The organism is Rubellimicrobium sp. CFH 75288, from assembly GCF_009904055.1.
GTDB lineage: Bacteria > Pseudomonadota > Alphaproteobacteria > Rhodobacterales > Rhodobacteraceae > Rubellimicrobium.
In genome coordinates this window covers 1-947 of sequence record NZ_WYDP01000055.1, presented here as the reverse complement: position 1 = coordinate 947, position 947 = coordinate 1, and the positions used below count along the sequence as shown (strand labels likewise).

Here is a 947-nt window from a genome sequence, read left to right as displayed (position 1 = left end):
CTCGAGCGCGAGACGATCACGCCGGACGACTTCCCGGCGCTGAAGCCGATGCCGCTGGCGGCGGAGTAGGCGCATGTCGATCCGGTCGGACTGGAACGCCTTCGTGGACCGATGGGTGGTGCTCACGCTGTATCAGCGGTTCGAACAGCTCGTCACCCTGGTGCTGTCCATGCTGCTGATCGTCGTCATTCCGGCGGCGATATGGAACCTCTTCCTGCGCGTGCTGTTCGATCTCGTGCTCGACGGCTCGCTCGACCCGACCGACCATTCGGTGTTCCGGGCTGTGTTCGCGGCGATCATCGCGCTCGAGTTCAAGCGGCTGATCATCGTCTCGGGCGAGACGCACGCCACGGTGTTCCACGTCCGCACCGTGGTGCTGGTGGCGCTGCTTGCGCTTCTGCGCCAGTTCATCATCCTCGACCTCGCCAAGACCGGCGCCGCGACCATCGCCGCCCTCGCCCTCGTCACCCTTGCGCTCGGGGGCATCTACTGGATCATCCGTCAGCAGGACGAAGGGCGTGCCGCCGCCCGGCGGCTTGAGGCAAGTCAAGGCGGCGGTGCCCGGATGCGCTAGATACAAGCGGCGAGACCGGTCGGGGAGGGAAAGAGATGCAAGGCAAGTGCGACATCTGTGGCAGGCCCGCCACCGTTCGGGTCCGCACGTCGGTCAACGGGCGCGTGCAGGACATGGAACTCTGCGACGAGCATTATCGCGAGATGCTGCGCCGCCAAGGCCGCACCGCCTCGCCGCTGGAATCGCTGTTCGGCCGCCGCGGCAGCCTGTTCGAGGAATTCTTCGGCGAGCACCCGTTCCGCAGCCTGATGGCCGACCGCGGCTTCGACCTGCCGCCCCTCGGCATGGACGGAGAGGATGACGGGGGGGCTGCACCCTCCGGCGACGAGGCTCCGCGGGGGCGCAGCGCGCGCCGGCAGGGTGCCGGCTTCGC

At 68.1% G+C, this 947-nt stretch carries 1 protein-coding gene and 1 pseudogene; both read left to right on the top strand.

The features are described 5' to 3' along the window. Nucleotides 1-73 precede the first annotated feature (73 nt). A complete protein-coding gene (locus GT358_RS16345; RefSeq protein WP_166583692.1) occupies nt 74-574 on the top strand; it encodes a phosphate-starvation-inducible PsiE family protein in 501 nt (166 codons plus the stop codon). A 35-nt stretch (nt 575-609) separates the two neighbouring features. After that, a pseudogene (locus GT358_RS16540) lies at nt 610-947 on the top strand (Clp protease ClpC); the annotation flags it as partial.